Below are 15,097 nucleotides of genomic sequence, written 5' to 3'. Positions count from 1 at the left end.
TGCTTTTACTGAACATGTACGGTAAGAACCGCCATATTTGATTGATTTCCGTTGCTGTCCGTCACATGGTAGGTCAGGGTATAATCTCCCGGTGTCGCGGTATCAACCTCACCGTCCACCTGAATGTCTGTAAAAAGCGTCTCTTGACTGTCTGCATCGTCCGTAATTTCTTTGATATAGCTGATTTTGTCCAGCTCACTTCCGGCTTTCACCGTCGTCTCGTACGTATTCAGATACATTCTCGGGCTTTCGGATGGCAATGCTTCGATTTCCATTTTGGCATTTGTCTCATTTTTCACACCCTCGGTATCATTCTGCTGTGCTTCTTCCGCCGCCGGAGCAGCATCGCTGCCCTCTGCTTCTGCGTTTTCCGCCGGTGCGGCATCACTGCCCTCTGCTTCCGTGTTTTCCTCCGGCGCAGCTGCATCCCCTGCCGCTTTATAATTCACACGGCGCGTCACCTTCGTCACATTGTTGTGGCTGTCCTTTGCCGCATAGATTACCGATGCACCGGTACGGTCATCATTCGGAAAAATATTTTCAATGACCACGGAATCGGTCACATCTCCGTCCCTGTCATCGGTTGCCGTAACGCCTTCCAGCAGCAAAGCCGTATCGCTTCCCTCCTCATACGTCACATCCGCACCGGACGGAACCGCGATTTCCGGTCCTTTTCGGTCACTCGTTACCATCACTGCAGCTGTACCGGCAAAAAGCGCCAGCCACAGGACAATCAGACCTGCAAGAATTCCTCTTTTCATGGCTGTTACTCTTCCTCTTCCTGGCCGTACTCGCCATAATACTTATACTGGCCATACTTGCCGTATTTACCATAAGCCTGTTTCTGCATATCCACCTTGTTCAGGACAACGCCAAGCAGCGGACAGTTACTCTTTTCCAGCTGGCTCTTTACTTCCTGGGCAAAACGATAGCTGATCACACCGGACTCGATCACCATGATGGAACCGTCACAGATTTCTGCAACAATGGCGCTGTCGATTACGCTGCCGAGCGGCGGGGTATCTACGATTACATAATCATATACCTTACGGAGTGCATTTAAAAGACTGCGGAAATTCTTTCCTCCCAGAAGCTCTGCCGGGTTCGGCGGGAACGGGCCGGAATAGATCATGTAAAAATTCTTGATATTGGTAGCACAGATCACATCCTCCAGGCTTGCCTGTCCGGAAAGGAAATGTGCCAGTCCGCGAACCGATTTCTCTGTTTTTGTTCTTCCGAGAAGAACGGATTTACGAAGGTCGGCATCAATCAGAATCACTCGTTTTCCGATCTCGGCCAGTGAAATACCAAGCTGCATCGATACGCTGCTCTTTCCTTCGTTCGGAGTGCAGCTCGTAATTGCAATGACTTTCTTATCTTCTCCGCAGAACTGAAGGTTGGTACGGAGAGATTTGTAGGCTTCCACAATCTGATAACCCGATTTTTCCTGTTTTACTACTACCTGATTCACGTTCCGTATCCTCCCTTATTTTTTTCTTCCACGGCCGTTTTTATTTTTCTTCTTGCTCTTTTTCTGTCCTTCTCTAATCGGAATGATACCGAGTGTGCTGACACCCAGATAACGCTCTACATCCTCAGACGTCTGGATCGTGTCGTTGGTCAGATAAACAACAATGATAACAATGATTGCGATAAAGGCTCCTGCTACCGCACCGATCAGTCCGTTTTTCTTGATGCTCGGACTTACCGGCTCATCCGGGATATTTGCCTCATCTACCACATTTACGGCTTCGGTGTTCATAACGTTCTGGATATGATCTGCTGCTGCCACACGGATCGCATCCGCTATCTGGCTTGCCATATACGGATCCTCATCCTTTACCGTGATTGAAAGAATACGCGTATCGTTCTGCGTGGTAACGGTAAGTTTCTTCAGAAACTGCTCATACGTAAGATCCAGATTCAGCTGTGCAATGACAGTTTCTACCACCTGACGGCTCTGGATCAGCTCCGCATAGTCCTTGGTCAGAAGGGAGCTTGCCTGCAGGTCTCCGCTTGTTACGGTATTGCTGCTGTCCTGTTTGGACAGTACATACATTTTCGTTGTCGATTCATACTGCGGCTTCATCAATACCTTGCTGACCAGTACCATCAGAAGGCCAAGTGCCAGTGCAGCTAAAATCACATAGCCGATTTTGCTCCAGAGCACACGAAGCAGTTCCAGTAAATCGATTTCAATTTCATCCTGATTCTGTTGATTCGTTTCCATCTTCTTCTCCTGACTTTTTTTAGATTTCTCCGGCATCCCTTAAGATTTCCAATGGATTATCATGGAAAATCCGGTTGGCGTATGCCTCTCCCATTTTCTTTGAAACACAGGCAACACCTGCTCCTATGTTCGGGATTCGTGTTTTTGTATTGTGGGAATCACTGCCGACAAAGCTGAGCAGATCCTCCTTCATCAGTTTTCTGCAGTACCGTTTTGCACCCCAGGTGTACTTTCCGAGAATACTTTCCACATTGACCTGCAGTTTTGCGCCCATGTCCACCAGATCGCCCGAAAATCCAACATCCTTTACCGTCGCCTGATAGCGCTCCACATGCGCGATAATCGGTTCATAGCCGCAGGACAGTACATTGTATACCCTCTCACGGATATGCTGTGCGGAATCTCCCTCGGAAAACTCCAGCAAAACATAAGACGAACCGGCCATGGTCACGTATTTTCGTTTTTCCAGAATTTCCTGAAGATCCATGTTGGAATGAAGCTCACATCCAAGATAAAGCGACAGATCCGGATACTCCTTTTTTGCCGCCTCCTGCAGCTTCTGAAACTGCTCATGTACCTTTTTTGCCGGTGTTTCAAACATCCGACGCCGATAATGCGGTGTCACGATGATGTTTCGGACTCCGTCCCGATACTCCATTTTCAGCATGGCCAGAGACTCTTCCAGATCCGATGCACCGTCGTCTACCCCCGGAACCATATGGCAGTGTACATCAAATAAATCCTTCATACCTTATCCCTCTTTTGTGTTTCTTTACATACTCTAAGTTGCCCGGCACAGGAAACAGCAGACATTTCCTTGCCGTGTGAACCGTAGTTCTTTCTCCCAGTCACACACATTCAGACATTCTATTATAGTATACATCATTTTGTGATCTCTGGCAACAAAAAAACATGCTCTGCCTTTGTTTTTACCAAAAAAGAGACCCACATCTTCCATGTCGGCCTCCACGTTTTTTCGTTTTACCCATTTCATTTTCTGCAGATGAACACACCCGCTTCTTTTGTGATCGCAATTCCGCCGTGTTTCTGAATTTTCTTTTCCAGAAATTCTTTGAATTCCCGCTGTCTCGGATACAGATACTCATTCTGATTTCCATGACAGGAAAGGATATAGTCCAGAAGCGGCTCCGGCCGGTCGACCCAGAGACTGTCCTCGTAGATTCTTTTCTCTACGCTGCCAAAATAAGGCTTTAACTGCTTTTCTCCGTGATCCAGACCAAAAATAGTATACAGCGCCACCTCCGAAAGATTGATCTGCGGATCAAACTCCTGTACCAGATCGGTAATCTCTTTCATATGGCCTTTTCCATACGTACTGCAGTAGAACACGCCGTCATCTGAAAGCACACGGCTGATTTCCTGCAGACCGCGGGACAGATTCTGGACATAGAACAAAACATGATTTGCAATAATCCGGTCGTATTCCGCATCCGGAAACGGAAGCTTCTGGCAGTCCAGTGTCCGGAAATCAAAACAGAATGCCTTTTCTTCTCCCAGATTTTCCGCCGCATCCCGGATCATGCCGTCCGACAGGTCAGACAGACAGATATACTTTCCTTTCAGCACGGATGGCTCCGCTTTTTTCCAGAGCTGCCCGTTTCCGCAGCCGATCTCCAGAATCCGGCGCGCACCGTCAAAATCCATCTGTTCCAGAAGCCACGGGAACCATCCCTTTTTATTTTGGGAATACTGCTCGTGCAGCGAAATACGGATATTCAGGTTTTCCCCGTTTTTGTACTGCTCCACCAGCATCTTTTCCATATCGGTCAGATGAATCAGGTTCAGAATGCCGGTCCAGTCGATCTGGTTCGTCTCCTCCAGAATCTGTGTCGTATTCTGCAACGCCTTTTCCATCTGCTCCAGATTTTCCATCTTCTTGTGCACAAGTCCGATCTGCATTTTCAATGATTTCAGAATATCCGCACTCGTATCGTGAATCGTCATATTTCCGATCTCATTCAGGGAAAATCCGAGATATTTCAGCGATAAAATTTTCTGCAGCTTCAGAAAATCCTCATCCGAATACATCCGATAACCGGATTCATTAATAAAGCTCGGCTTCAGCAGCCCTTTTTTGTCGTAATAGCGAATTGTCCGAATGGTCACATGGGCCATCCGGGCAAATTCACCAGTGGTATAATATTGATCCATATCCACCACTCCTTCGCAAAAGCCGCTTTTTTGCGGCCTTTGCATTTCACTTTTCTCTCTTACAGACGGTCTTTGTACATCTCAACGAAGTAGTTCTGATACTCACCGCTGATGATGTGTTTCCACCAGTCTTCGTTATCCAGATACCACTGAATTGTCTGTGCAATTCCGGTATCGAAGTTGTATTTTGGTTTCCATCCAAGCTCAGTCTCGATCTTGGTCGGGTCGATTGCATATCTTCTGTCATGGCCCGGGCGGTCTTTTACGTATTTGATCAGAGATTCCGGTTTGTCCAGAGCTTTCAGGATGGTCTGTACTACCTGAAGGTTTGTTCTCTCGTTGTGTCCGCCAATGTTGTAAACCTCGCCTACTTTACCTTTGTGGATAATCAGGTCGATTGCTTCGCAATGATCGGATACGTGCAGCCAGTCTCTGACATTCTCACCGTTTCCGTATACCGGAAGCTCTTCGTCTGCCAGTGCGCGGCTGATCATAAGCGGAATCAGCTTCTCCGGGAAGTGATACGGGCCGTAGTTGTTGGAGCATCTGGAAACGGTAACCGGGGTACCGAAGGTTCTGTGGTAAGCCAGTACAAACAGGTCTGCGCTTGCTTTGGATGCAGAGTACGGACTGGAGGTATGGATCGGGGTATTCTCTGTAAAGAACAGGTCCGGGCGATCCAGCGGAAGGTCTCCGTAAACCTCATCGGTAGATACCTGATGATATCTCTTTACGCCGAATTTTCTGGAAGCATCCAGCAGTACACGGGTTCCCATTACATTGGTCTGAACAAAGATGCCAGGATCCTCAATGGAACGGTCTACATGGCTCTCTGCTGCGAAGTTGACAACAACGTCAAATTTCTCTTTTTCAAACAGATCCATGATGAAAGCTTCGTCTGCGATATCACCTTTTACAAATTTGTAGTTTGGTTTGTCCTCAACCGGTTTCAGAGTCTCCAGGTTTCCCGCATAGGTCAGCAGGTCCAGGTTTACGATCTGATAATCCGGGTATTTGTTTACCATGTGATGTACGAAGTTTCCGCCGATAAATCCGGCTCCGCCTGTTACTAATACTTTCATGCTTTTTCTCCTTTTTGGTGTGTTTATCTTCTCAGTTTTATGTCAATTCAACTTGTTGTACCTTCACTATAATGGGTGACGTTGCGTCATGGTCAAGAGGAGAATGAAAAAAGTTTGTAAAAATCTTGTTTTTTCTCCTCCTCCCTGTCTATCTTAGAATTTTTACGGCGATTCTCGTAATATACTGTTCCATTTCCTGACTGGTCAGCGCGTCCACCATATATTCCTCATAAAAGCGGTCGTCCAGCAAAAGTCTCTGTTCCGTGGCATACCGGAACAGCTTCCGGTACGCCGCTTCAATTCCCTGCCATGGTCCTTTATAATAATAGCAAAGATACTCTCCCTCCGGCCGAACCGTGTATCGCACTTTCGCCGGCACACGATCAAAAATCAGATAAAAATCACGGTAATCCAGAAAATTCCCCGTTTCCAGTGTTTCCCGTTTCTGAACAAACCCAACATTATACGAACTTCGATTTCCGTATTGCCCGCAGTAAGCATAGAGCTCTCCGATTTTCTGATTGACTGCCAGATTATCCGCTGACTCGCTGTGATTCGTGACAAGATACTGCAACGGCAGGGTATGAATCCCCACAGGACAGAAGGGATCTTTTTCAAACGCCTCACGGCATTCCGCCGATGCCTGTGCCAGAAACCGCTTCTTTTCCCCTATCCAGCGCTGCATCTCGCGGAGCCGCTGGATTTTTTCACGCACCACCTTCTCCTCCTGTTCCAGCAGTACTCCAAATTTTTCAGGACTTCGCTGTTCCAGATAATTTCGAATCTCTGCCAGCGGCATGCCCAGCTCCCGCAGCATTCCGATCACATCAAACGTTTCAATCTGATCCATCGCATAATACCGGTAGCCGTTTGTCCCTCTTCTTTTTGGTACGAACAGCCCAATCTCATCATAATGGAAGAGCGTTTCCTTTGTCGTGCCTACCAGCGCTGCAAATCGCCCCGCGCTTAAATACTCCTGTTTTCCCATTTCTGACTCCTTTTCCTGAATATGTGCTCTCGGAATTTTTCCTGTTTTTCACCTTTTTTGCACTTGACTATAGGGTTACCCTATCCTTTATAATAGCAAATGATTCAAATTTTCACAAGAAATCTTTCCCATCTAAAGCGTGTCTGAAAAAGGCTTTTCACACATAAAAAGGAGGTTTTTGATTATGAGCCAGTCACTCGCCAAGGATTTCAACTTCCGCTCCCTGCTGAAGTTTGCGTTTCCATCGATCATCATGATGATCTTTATGTCTCTCTACAGTATTGTGGATGGCTTTTTCATCGCACAGTACGTGGACAGCATGGCGCTTTCCGCCGCCAATATCGTCTATCCTGCCGTCAGCATTCTTCTTGCCGTCGGCATCATGTTCGGTACCGGAGGCAGCGCCTTCGTCGCTGCAAAGATCGGACAGGGAAAACAGGAGGAAGCCAACCGTAACTTTTCGGCCCTTACCCTTACCACACTGATCATCGGTATTCTGGGCGCAGTGCTCGGCAACCTGTTTTGCCGTCAGATCTGCAGTCTGCTCGGTGCAACGCCGGTGCTGATGGATTACGGTACCGCCTATCTGCGGACGATCCTTTCCTTTGCCCCGGTCTGTCTTCTCCAGGCGCTGTTCCAGTCCTTCTTTGTAACAGCAGGGCGCCCGGGACTCGGACTTTCCCTTACGGTGTCCGCCGGCATTACCAACATGCTTCTGGACTATCTGTTTGTCGTTCCGTTCCATCTTGGTGTTGCCGGAGCTGCCCTTGCCACCGGTCTTGGCCAGTGCATTCCGGCCGTTGCCGGCATTTTATACTTTACCTTTGCCCGCAAAGGCCTTCGCTTCACCCGTCCGGAATTTTCCAAAGGCCTGCTCCCCACAAGCTGCTTCAACGGTTCCTCCGAGATGGTCAGCAATCTTTCTGCAGCCGTTGTCACTTACCTTTTCAACATGCTGATGCTGAAATTTGAGGGCGAAATCGGTGTTGCCGCCATCACGGCGATTCTGTACGGACAGTTTCTCTTTGTTGCGCTTTACCTCGGCTACAGTATCGGCGTTGCACCTGTGTTCAGCTTCAACTACGGCAGCCGGAACAAACAGCGGCTGATCCGGCTTTACCGCATCAGTATCCGTTTCGTTGTGGTAAGCTCTGTGATCATTGCACTTGCGGCTGCCTTTGGTTCTCCGGTCATTTCCGCCGTTTTCATGCAGAAAGGCACCTATGGCTTTGAACTGACCCGCCACGGTGGTTATCTGTTCTCCATCGCCTATCTGTTCTGCGGTACGAATATCGTCGCCTCCGGCATTTTTACGGCACTGTCAGACGGAAAGACCTCTGCTTTGATTTCCTTTTTGCGAACCTTCGTCTTTATCGTTCTCTCCGCGCTGCTTCTGCCGCTCGTGCTTGGCACCAACGGTGTGTGGCTGTCGATTCCGGTCGCCGAATTTCTGACGCTGTTCATCTCCGTGCCGAAGCTGTCCCGCTATTTCAAGGATCCGAAAGTCGCAACGGAGACGCAAACAAGTCCCAACTGATCTTACCGACTTCGCTGATTCTCAAAACCCCGCACAGGGATCCGTTGTTTTCACAGGATCCGCTGTGCGGGGTTTCTCTTTTGCTACCATTTTTTCCCCGGGCAGTCCCGCAGTGCAATCGCTGCCCGCATCTCCACGTAGCAGCCGCACATGCGGCACATGCCGGACAGCAGCTTTTCACACTCCTTACAGATGGAAAGCCGCCGCTCGTATTCCTCCTCCGGCGTTTTATCGTCCGCCGGAATTCTCGCAATATAATCATACATATTCTGAAAAAAGCCTGCCTCGTCCATCTCACGAAGCAGGCATTTTTTACAGATCCTGGTATTTCCGTCCATCAAACTCCTCCGGAACCGAATCTTTTTTCATCCCAGATATCTTCTGGTTTTTATGGTTTTCCTATTTTACGGCGATATGAAGCACACTGCACGCCGGAATGGTAAAGGAAATTCCCTCTTTTGTTGCCTGCACACCGTCAAAGCCCTGAACGCCAACCGTCTCCGGCTCTTCAAAGGTGTTTTTATCCTGCATATGGCCGGTTACGATCTCGGCTTTGATCTCGCCGGCTTCTTTTCCGAGAAGTACCGCCTCTACCGGATATGCTTTCTCCAGATCCACATTCGTCATCGTAATATGAAGTACACCGTTGGCATCTACCGAAACAGATTCCGTCAGATTTGGAACCATGTATTCATCTTCCAGACCAACCTGCTCCGTTTCCAGAGAGCTTGCCAGAAGATCATTTTCCTGATGTACCTGATACAGATCGAAAACATGATACGTCGGAGTTTTGACCATCTTTTCCCCCTCGGTCAGGATCATCGACTGCAGAACATTGACCATCTGTGCGATATTTGCCATCTTGACGCGGTCGCTGTGTTTGTTGAAAAGATTCAGGTTGATTCCTGCGACCAGTGCGTCACGCATGGTATTCTGCTGATACAGAAATCCCGGATTTGTTCCAGGCTCTACATCATACCAGGTACCCCACTCATCCACGATCATGCCGACCTTTTTGTCCGGGTCATACTGATCCATAATGGCGCTGTGGCGACGGATCAGCTCTTCCATATACATCGTCTTTTTCATGGTCTTATACCAGTCTTTTTCCGCAAACTCCGTTGCACTTCCCTTGTGATCCCAGGTTTCCGGCACCGTATAGTAATGAAGCGACAGGCCATCCATCATGCCATGCTGCTGTGGGGAGATTCTGCGAAAGCATGCTTTCATCACTTCCTGCGTCCACTCATAATCATCCGAATTGGCGCCGCAGGCAATCTTCCGGATCTTTTTGTTTCCATCGTAATCACGCACAAAGGTCTGATATCTGCGGTACATATTTCCGTAGAATTCCGGATTCATATTTCCGCCGCAGCCCCAGTTCTCATTGCCGATGCCGAAGAAATCGACGGTCCACGGCTTTTCGTGGCCATTTTCCGCACGAAGGTCTGCCATCGGAGATACCCCGTCAAATGTCATATATTCAACCCACTCCGACATCTCCTGTACAGTACCGCTTCCCATATTTCCGTTGATATAGGTTTCACATCCGATCTGACGGCAGAGTTCAAAAAACTCGTGGGTACCGAAGCTGTTGTCCTCGACAACACCGCCCCAGTTGGTGTTGATCATTTTTTTGCGGCTTTCTTTCGGTCCGATACCGTCTTTCCAGTGATATTCATCTGCAAAACATCCGCCCGGCCAGCGCAGTACCGGAACTTTGATATTTTTCAGTGCTTCAACAACATCGGTACGCATTCCGTTCACGTTCGGAATATCGGAATTTTCTCCTACATAGAGTCCTTCATAAATACATCTTCCCAGATGCTCCGAAAACTGTCCCTGGATTTCCTTATTGATTTTTGAAAGCTTTCTGTTCGCATCAATTACTAACTTAGCCATAACTTGTCCCCTTTCGAGATCTTAAATTTGGCTTTATTATAGGAGATGTATCTCACTTGTGTCAATGAGCGTACAAGTTGTTTCCCCATGATTTTTTCAAAAAGCGCGGCCGTCTGGCTGCTGACCAAAAGGCCGCTTGTTTTATTTTTCATTCTGCATACGAAAAAACCGCCCTGGTTTTCACCAGGACGGTTACCGTCCGTGCGTTAGAGGATTCGAACCCCCGACCTTTTGGTCCGTAGCCAAACGCTCTATCCAGCTGAGCTAAACGCACATTTCTTTGTCGCTTTAGAACTCTTTGTTTATCACTCGTTCCCGCTGACATCATGTATATTACACTATCCTAAGAGAAAAGTCAACACCTTTTTGAAAAAATTTTAAAATTTTTTCGAATAACAGTTTTTTGTGAAAATAAGGGCTTTTTCCCCTATTTCACAGTCCGCACCAGGTAGTCTTTCTTTCGCAGTTCTTCTTCAATCAGATCCAGGGTCTGCGCAGAGTCTGCCGATACGGTATGAAAATGTTCCCCTGATGTGATATTCTTCAGCGGCCGTGATTTTCCCTGCCGGATTTCTTCCATAAACAGTGCCACCTTATTTCGTGAACTGATATTCAGTTCCGCCCGCAGTTCTCCGTAAACCTCGTGACGCACAATCACATCCAGCACAACGCCGCCGAAATCCACAATTGTATTCAGCTCGTCCTGCATCTGCTCATCCGTGTGATTCACCTCAAAGACCCGCGTCTCTCTCACCGGGCTGCTGCAGATGTAGCCGCGGTTTGTCGCAATCACATCGTATCCGGCAGCGCGGATCAGGGCAATGTCCTGGACAATCACCTGACGGCTGACTTCACAGCTCTTCGCCAGCGCTGCACCGGAGACCGGCGTCTTACTGTTTGTTATTCTTTGAAGAATCTCTTCTCTTCGTTCCTTTCCACTCATCATAAAACAAGACCTCGCATTTCGTACACTTCCCTTATCTTATCACACTTTCCGCCGTTTCTACAATAGCAGGAAATCATTTTCCAAAAGCTTTGTCAAGGACTAAAACTTTATGAAATTTTCCGGGCTCTCGTATATTCGTCCCGCCAACTGCCAATCATGAACGTATAACAGTAACGAACGGTAACCATACGTTCCATGTTTCAGGAGGATGCATACCATGGCGATCAATAAAGTTGAACTGTGCGGAGTCAATACATCACGCCTTCCCGTACTGAATGCCGAAGAAAAGGAGACTCTGCTGAAAAAGGCCCGCGAAGGAGATGCTGCTGCCCGCGAACGCTACATTCAGGGCAATCTGCGCCTTGTCTTAAGCGTGATCAAGCGCTTCTCCAACAGCAGTGAAAACGCCGACGATCTCTTTCAGATCGGCTGTATCGGCCTGATTAAGGCGATTGATAACTTCGACACGACCTTAAACGTCCGTTTCTCCACCTATGCCGTGCCGATGATCATCGGTGAAATCCGGCGGTATCTGCGTGACAACAATGCGATCCGCGTCAGCCGTTCCCTCAGGGATACTGCCTACCGCGCCATCTGCGCCCGCGAACTTTATCTCAAGCAGAACCAGAAAGAGCCTTCGATCGAAGAAATCGCCGCTGAAATCGGCATTGGAAAAGAGGATATCGTCTATGCCCTCGACGCAATCCAAAGCCCGATGAGTCTGTATGAACCCGTCTACACGGAAGGCGGCGATACCCTGTATATCATGGATCAGTTAAGTGACAAGAAAAATAAAGAAGAAAACTGGGTGCAGAACCTCGCCCTGCAGGACGCGGTCGCCCGTCTCAATGAGCGCGAACGCCAGATCATCCGCATGCGTTTCTATGAGGGGCAGACCCAGATGGAGGTTGCCCGGGAAATCGGCATCTCGCAGGCGCAGGTCAGCCGGCTGGAAAAGTCCGCCCTGCGCTCTATGCGGAATTATCTCTCCGACGAGCGGTAACGCCCGCCGTTCACTGAATTTCTGCAAACTGCAGCCGGTAATCCGACGGCGGCATTCCATAGTGTTTCCGGAACACACGGGAATAGTAAAAGGGATCTTCAAATCCGCACGACAGCGCCGTCTGTTTGACCGTCATCCCCATCTGTAGCAGCTTTTCTGACTGCTGCAGCCGATATTCCAGCAGATACTGTCCTGGTGACCGGCCGATTTTCTTCTGAAACAGACGGTTCAGCGTTGTGCGGCTGACCGCCATTTTCCGCGCAATTGTCTCCGCGCAGAACTCACTCCTGTGATACCCTGCGGCAATCAGAGTCATCACTTCCATGATCCGCGGATCTTCCTTCTTTCTCTCCTCCCGCTGCGGCTCCGCCAGATCCTGGTACACGCCCAGAAGCGCAAGCAGCACACCGACGGCCTCCTGGCTGTTCCGGCGATAGAGTTCCATCTGGCAGAGACGCTCAAAATACGGCAGAAGCCTTTCCTGACGGAGAGGCGGCGCCGCCGGCTGCTGTGGGTTCAGTACCGACCGTGCCAGAATCTGCCGGCATTGTTCCCCGACAAAATCAACCCACACATATTCCCACGGCTCGTTCTCATCCGGCGCGTACTGCACCACCTGCTCTGGACAGATTAAAAAGCTCTGTCCGGCGGTAAGTGTGTACGTCTTTTTCCCGCAGGTAAACGTTCCCTTTCCGCTTATAATATAATGTATAATATAGCACTGCCGTACACCCGGCCCCCAGGAATGCAGATCATGGCAGTCCTGCCGCCCGGCATCGACAGGCCGGATCCCGTTCATTTCTGATACAAGCATATTCTTTCCTTTTCCCGTATTTTATTCTTTATGAAGCAAAAATCCATGCTTTTGTCTTAAAATTCCATGGTTTTGCTCTGGAAATCCATCTATACTCAAAGTACATCAAAACTTACGGGAGGTCAATACTATGATCAAACTTACACCGCCGATGGGCTGGAATTCCTGGAACACCTTCGGAGAAAATATCAATGAAAAAATGATTTTTGAAACTGCTGATGTCATGGCCGAGAGCGGCCTGCGCGATAAAGGATACGAATATCTTGTCATCGACGACTGCTGGTCTTTACGTGAACGCGATGAAAACGGCCGTCTTGTGCCAGATCCGGAAAAATTTCCGCATGGTATGAAAGCCGTTGCCGATTACGTTCATTCCAAAGGGCTGAAATTCGGTATGTATTCCTGCGCCGGAAACATGACGTGTGCCGGCTACCCTGGCAGCTATGAGCACGAATTTGTCGATGCGGAAACTTTCGCATCCTGGGATGTTGATTTCTTAAAATACGACTACTGCTACCACAGCCCGATCCTGCACGGAAAATATCTGTACCGCCGCATGGGACTGGCACTCGAGAACTGCGGCCGCGACATTCTCTTCTCTGCCTGCTCCTGGGGTGCCGATGAAACGCATGAGTGGATCAAAGAAACCGGCGCTTCCATGTGGCGTTCCACCGGCGACATCTTTGATACCTGGGATTCTGTCAAAGATCTCGTGGCACAGCAGGAAAAACTGCATCCGTACAACGGCGTCGGCTGCTTCAACGATATGGACATGCTGATCGTCGGCATGCATGGAAAAGGAAATGTTGGACTGGCCGGCTGCAGCGATGTCCAGTATCAGACACACTATGCACTGTGGGCATTCCTTGGCTCCCCGCTGATGATCGGCTGCGACATCCGCGAGATGAGCGACGAAACCCGCCGCATTCTCATGAATGACGAAATGATCCGCATCAACCAGGATCCGCTCTGCCGTCAGCCGTATAAAGTGAAAAACCATGCATGGAATGACAAGGTTCTGATCTATGTGAAGGCACTCGCAGACGGAGATCTCGCCATCGGTATGTTCAATCTCAGTGATGAAAAATCACGTGCAGCCATGAATCTCGATGAAATCGGCCTTCCGTTCTCCACCGGCCATACTCTGGAACTTACTGAGGTCTGGACCTGCGAGAACCTGTGTGCAAACAATGCATCCCTTGTCACAGAGCTCGAGCCGTTTGCATCAAAAGTATACCGTGCAAAGGTCGTAAAACTCTGATGGCACGCTGTATGCAGTGCGGCAAAGAACTCACACATAACGAGATCGGCGCCCACCGTAAATTTATCAACCGCGGCGCAGAACAGTTTTTCTGCAAGCAGTGTCTTGCCGAGCATCTCGGTGTAACGCCGGAGCTCATTGACGAAAAGATCGAACAGTTCAAGCGACAGGGATGTACCCTGTTTGTATAAGGCCGCTGCATGTAACGCACAGAGTCAGATTTCCATGCATCTGGAATCCGGCTCTGTGTTATTTTTATGTTTTATGAAGGTTTCCATCCGGCATCAGCTCCACGCAGGCAATCTCGGGAATGTTATTGAACCGCGGAACCAATTCCGTATTTCCAAGACCGGACGACAGCACCAGATGCCGTTTTCCATCCTCCGAATCAAAAATCCCCTTCAGCTGTCCCGGAAACCATCCCATGTCCGGCGCATAAACACCGCCAATGCCAGGCAGAATGACCTGGCCGCCGTGAAGATGGCCGGAAAATACGCAGTCAATGTCCCACTCCTCCAGCCCGTCATTTTTCAGCCAGGCAATCGGAAGATGGCTGAGCAGGATTTTGTAACGGTCGGTGTTCTCAAACTCCCACAAGAACTTACACTCTCCTGGATCCGCTTCGCCAGTTTCCAGATATTTGTCCGGGAGACAGTAACCGTAAATGCCGCCGATACGGAGGGGCTGGCTGTTGATGGTGATGTCTTTATATTCATAGTTCAGGACGGTGGCGCCGGCAGATTCGTAGAGAGCGGTAATGTCTGTACCGTAGTTCTGCTCGTATTCCAGTTCATGGTTGCCGAGGGAGATGTATGTTGGGGCGATTGCAGATAATTCTGCCAGCAGCGTTACCGCAATATGATTATCTGGCTCATTTGCATTTAGAAGATCACCGGTGATCATAATCAAATCTGGTGACTTCATTGCTGCTTTAGAAATCAGATGTTTATTATCCGAACCAAAGATGCTGTTATGGAGATCTGTTATTTGTATCAGACAAATTTCTTCCGAAATTTTCTTCGATTGCAGTATATATGTTATGCTGTTTAGATTATATTTCGATTTTATAACACTTTTTCCTGTTATGCACAGAAGCATAACAACCAATATGCCCACTACCCTACGCAGCTTGTACCCGTTTTTACATCGTTTTCTCATTCTA

Annotated in this window: 16 protein-coding genes and 1 tRNA gene; 4 read left to right on the top strand and 13 right to left on the bottom strand. The window is 48.7% G+C overall.

What is annotated here, in order from left to right; genetic code table 11:
- Nucleotides 1-5: 5 nt before the first annotated feature.
- From I2G42_RS08515 to I2G42_RS08485, 7 genes are all read right to left on the bottom strand, one after another.
- The gene (locus I2G42_RS08515; RefSeq protein ID WP_195530957.1) at nucleotides 6-761 is read right to left on the bottom strand and encodes an immunoglobulin-like domain-containing protein; all 756 of its coding nucleotides are present in this window, start codon (nucleotides 759-761) and stop codon (nucleotides 6-8) included.
- Between the two features lie 5 nt (nucleotides 762-766).
- The gene (locus I2G42_RS08510; protein WP_118719266.1) at nucleotides 767-1,471 is read right to left on the bottom strand and encodes a polysaccharide biosynthesis tyrosine autokinase; all 705 of its coding nucleotides are present in this window, start codon (nucleotides 1,469-1,471) and stop codon (nucleotides 767-769) included.
- A 15-nt stretch (nucleotides 1,472-1,486) separates the two neighbouring features.
- Nucleotides 1,487-2,230, bottom strand: a complete 744-nt coding sequence (locus I2G42_RS08505) for a YveK family protein (protein ID WP_195530956.1) — start codon at nucleotides 2,228-2,230, stop codon at nucleotides 1,487-1,489.
- A gap of 19 nt (nucleotides 2,231-2,249) precedes the next feature.
- On the bottom strand, nucleotides 2,250-2,978 hold the full coding sequence (locus I2G42_RS08500) for a CpsB/CapC family capsule biosynthesis tyrosine phosphatase (protein ID WP_195530955.1): 729 nt from the start codon (nucleotides 2,976-2,978) through the stop codon (nucleotides 2,250-2,252).
- A 242-nt stretch (nucleotides 2,979-3,220) separates the two neighbouring features.
- Nucleotides 3,221-4,402: a MerR family transcriptional regulator gene (locus I2G42_RS08495; protein WP_055220499.1), complete on the bottom strand. Its 1,182-nt coding sequence runs from the start codon at nucleotides 4,400-4,402 to the stop codon at nucleotides 3,221-3,223.
- Nucleotides 4,403-4,461: 59 nt separating this feature from the next.
- On the bottom strand, nucleotides 4,462-5,484 hold the full coding sequence (gene rfbB, locus I2G42_RS08490; protein ID WP_195530954.1) for a dTDP-glucose 4,6-dehydratase: 1,023 nt from the start codon (nucleotides 5,482-5,484) through the stop codon (nucleotides 4,462-4,464).
- Nucleotides 5,485-5,632: 148 nt separating this feature from the next.
- On the bottom strand, nucleotides 5,633-6,472 hold the full coding sequence (locus tag I2G42_RS08485; RefSeq protein WP_195530953.1) for a MerR family transcriptional regulator: 840 nt from the start codon (nucleotides 6,470-6,472) through the stop codon (nucleotides 5,633-5,635).
- 184 nt (nucleotides 6,473-6,656) lie between these two features.
- On the opposite strand from I2G42_RS08485, the gene I2G42_RS08480 reads away from it, so the two are divergent.
- Nucleotides 6,657-8,009 carry an MATE family efflux transporter gene (locus I2G42_RS08480; RefSeq protein WP_195530952.1) on the top strand — a complete coding sequence of 451 codons (1,353 nt, stop codon included), beginning with the start codon at nucleotides 6,657-6,659 and terminating at the stop codon, nucleotides 8,007-8,009.
- 83 nt (nucleotides 8,010-8,092) lie between these two features.
- Here the strand turns inward: I2G42_RS08480 and I2G42_RS08475 are convergent, their stop codons facing one another.
- The 4 genes from I2G42_RS08475 to I2G42_RS08460 all read right to left on the bottom strand — a co-directional run bounded on the left by I2G42_RS08475 (nucleotide 8,093) and on the right by I2G42_RS08460 (nucleotide 10,854).
- The gene (locus tag I2G42_RS08475) at nucleotides 8,093-8,347 is read right to left on the bottom strand and encodes a DUF6171 family protein (protein ID WP_055220495.1); all 255 of its coding nucleotides are present in this window, start codon (nucleotides 8,345-8,347) and stop codon (nucleotides 8,093-8,095) included.
- Nucleotides 8,348-8,408: 61 nt separating this feature from the next.
- The gene (locus I2G42_RS08470; RefSeq protein WP_055227939.1) at nucleotides 8,409-9,911 is read right to left on the bottom strand and encodes an alpha-N-arabinofuranosidase; all 1,503 of its coding nucleotides are present in this window, start codon (nucleotides 9,909-9,911) and stop codon (nucleotides 8,409-8,411) included.
- 200 nt (nucleotides 9,912-10,111) lie between these two features.
- Nucleotides 10,112-10,185, bottom strand: a tRNA-Arg gene (locus I2G42_RS08465).
- A gap of 153 nt (nucleotides 10,186-10,338) precedes the next feature.
- Nucleotides 10,339-10,854, bottom strand: a complete 516-nt coding sequence (locus I2G42_RS08460) for a transcription repressor NadR (protein ID WP_055220692.1) — start codon at nucleotides 10,852-10,854, stop codon at nucleotides 10,339-10,341.
- Nucleotides 10,855-11,074: 220 nt separating this feature from the next.
- Between I2G42_RS08460 and sigG the strand changes: the two genes are divergently transcribed.
- Nucleotides 11,075-11,860, top strand: coding sequence for an RNA polymerase sporulation sigma factor SigG (gene sigG, locus I2G42_RS08455; protein ID WP_055227938.1), 786 nt, complete (start codon nucleotides 11,075-11,077; stop codon nucleotides 11,858-11,860).
- A 10-nt stretch (nucleotides 11,861-11,870) separates the two neighbouring features.
- Here sigG and I2G42_RS08450 read toward each other — a convergent pair whose 3' ends face one another.
- Nucleotides 11,871-12,674 carry an AraC family transcriptional regulator gene (locus I2G42_RS08450; protein WP_055227937.1) on the bottom strand — a complete coding sequence of 268 codons (804 nt, stop codon included), beginning with the start codon at nucleotides 12,672-12,674 and terminating at the stop codon, nucleotides 11,871-11,873.
- 130 nt (nucleotides 12,675-12,804) lie between these two features.
- On the opposite strand from I2G42_RS08450, the gene I2G42_RS08445 reads away from it, so the two are divergent.
- Nucleotides 12,805-13,935, top strand: a complete 1,131-nt coding sequence (locus I2G42_RS08445) for a glycoside hydrolase family 27 protein (RefSeq protein ID WP_055220488.1) — start codon at nucleotides 12,805-12,807, stop codon at nucleotides 13,933-13,935.
- Nucleotides 13,935-14,126 carry a hypothetical protein gene (locus I2G42_RS08440; RefSeq protein ID WP_022461561.1) on the top strand — a complete coding sequence of 64 codons (192 nt, stop codon included), beginning with the start codon at nucleotides 13,935-13,937 and terminating at the stop codon, nucleotides 14,124-14,126. Before I2G42_RS08445 ends, I2G42_RS08440 begins: the two co-directional genes overlap by 1 nt.
- Nucleotides 14,127-14,190: 64 nt before the next feature.
- Here I2G42_RS08440 and I2G42_RS08435 read toward each other — a convergent pair whose 3' ends face one another.
- Nucleotides 14,191-15,033, bottom strand: a complete 843-nt coding sequence (locus tag I2G42_RS08435; protein ID WP_242856707.1) for a metallophosphoesterase — start codon at nucleotides 15,031-15,033, stop codon at nucleotides 14,191-14,193.
- Nucleotides 15,034-15,097: the final 64 nt, after the last annotated feature.

It is taken from the genome of Fusicatenibacter saccharivorans (genome assembly GCF_015557635.1).
Lineage (GTDB): Bacteria > Bacillota > Clostridia > Lachnospirales > Lachnospiraceae > Fusicatenibacter > Fusicatenibacter saccharivorans.
This window is presented reverse-complemented; position numbering and strand designations above follow the sequence as displayed.